This is a genomic window from Kitasatospora sp. NPDC015121 (assembly GCF_055562955.1).
The window spans coordinates 1-1,160 of sequence record NZ_JBVHEH010000110.1; the positions used below are offsets into that span (position 1 = coordinate 1).

1 protein-coding gene and 1 pseudogene are annotated in these 1,160 nt (G+C 74.5%); both read right to left on the reverse strand.

Features of this window, described 5'->3' with window-relative positions:
• Positions 1-483 (reverse strand): annotated as a pseudogene (locus ACZ3J7_RS41070) (electron transfer flavoprotein subunit alpha/FixB family protein); the annotation flags it as partial.
• A gap of 173 nt (positions 484-656) precedes the next feature.
• Positions 657-1,160: electron transfer flavoprotein subunit beta/FixA family protein (locus ACZ3J7_RS41075; RefSeq protein ID WP_465628511.1), on the reverse strand; the 504-nt coding region annotated here is incomplete at its 5' end.

The window sequence follows — 1,160 nt, forward strand, 5'->3', positions numbered from 1 at the left end:
TTCGGGGGCGGTGCTGTTGGGCTTGACGGTGATGACGGGGGTGCCGGTGGTGACGGTGGACTTGACCTGGTAGGAGGCGGCGAACACCGACTGGGTGGCGACGGGGCCGGCGGGGCCGGCCTCGATGTCGACGGCGTCGGTGATCAGGCCGGAGCCCAGGCGCAGGGCGGTGCGGGCGGCGACCTCCTTGTTCTCGCCGGAGGAGGTGAGCAGCACGGCGGTGGCGGCGGTGGTCTGGGCGATCTGGGTGAGGGCGTCGACCTTGGGGACGACGAGCTGGGAGGTGAACTCCTGGGCGTCGGCGGTGTAGACCTTGGCGGCGCCGTACTCGGCGGCCTTGGCGGCGATGGCGGTGGCGGCGTCCCCGGCGCCGAGGACGACGGCGGAGGGGGTGCCCAGGCGGCGGGCGAGGGTCAGCAGTTCGAGCGCGGGCTTGCGCACGGCGCCGTCGACGTGGTCGACGAGGACCAGGATCTCGGTCATGGTCGGTGGCTCCTGGGATGCGTGGAAGGACGAGGTGGCGTGCCGTCAGGCGGAAGGGGTGTTCACCGGTGGCGGTCCGGGGTGCGGGTGGCCGGCCCCGGTCGGACGGGCGGCGCGGGTGCGTGCGCGGTGCGACCGGGGTCGGGCGGGCTCCCGCGAGGTCCGGCGGCCGGTCAGATGAACTTCTGCTCGGCGAGGTAGGCGGCGAGCTGCTTGCCGCCCTCGCCCTGGTCGGTGACGACGACGCCCTGGGTGCGGGCGGGGCGGGCGGTGACGTCCTCGACCCTGGTCCAGGCGCCGGCCAGGCCGACGGTGGCGGCGTCGATGCCCAGGTCGTCCAGGTCCAGGGCCTGCACGGGCTTCTTCTTGGCGGCCATGATGCCCTTGAAGGAGGGGTAGCGGGCCTCGCCGGACTGGTCGGTGACCGAGACGACGGCGGGCAGCGGGGCCTCGACCTGCTCGGAGGCCGCGTCGCCGTCGCGGCGGCCCTTGACGGTGCCGTTCTCGACGGCGACCTCGGAGAGCAGGGTGGCCTGCGGGACGCCCAGGCGCTCGGCCAGCAGCGCGGGCAGCACGCCCATGGTGCCGTCGGTGGAGGCCATGCCGCACACCACCAGGTCGTAGCCGGTCTTCTCCAGCGCGGCGGCCAGGATCGCGGAGGTGCCGAGCGCGTCGGT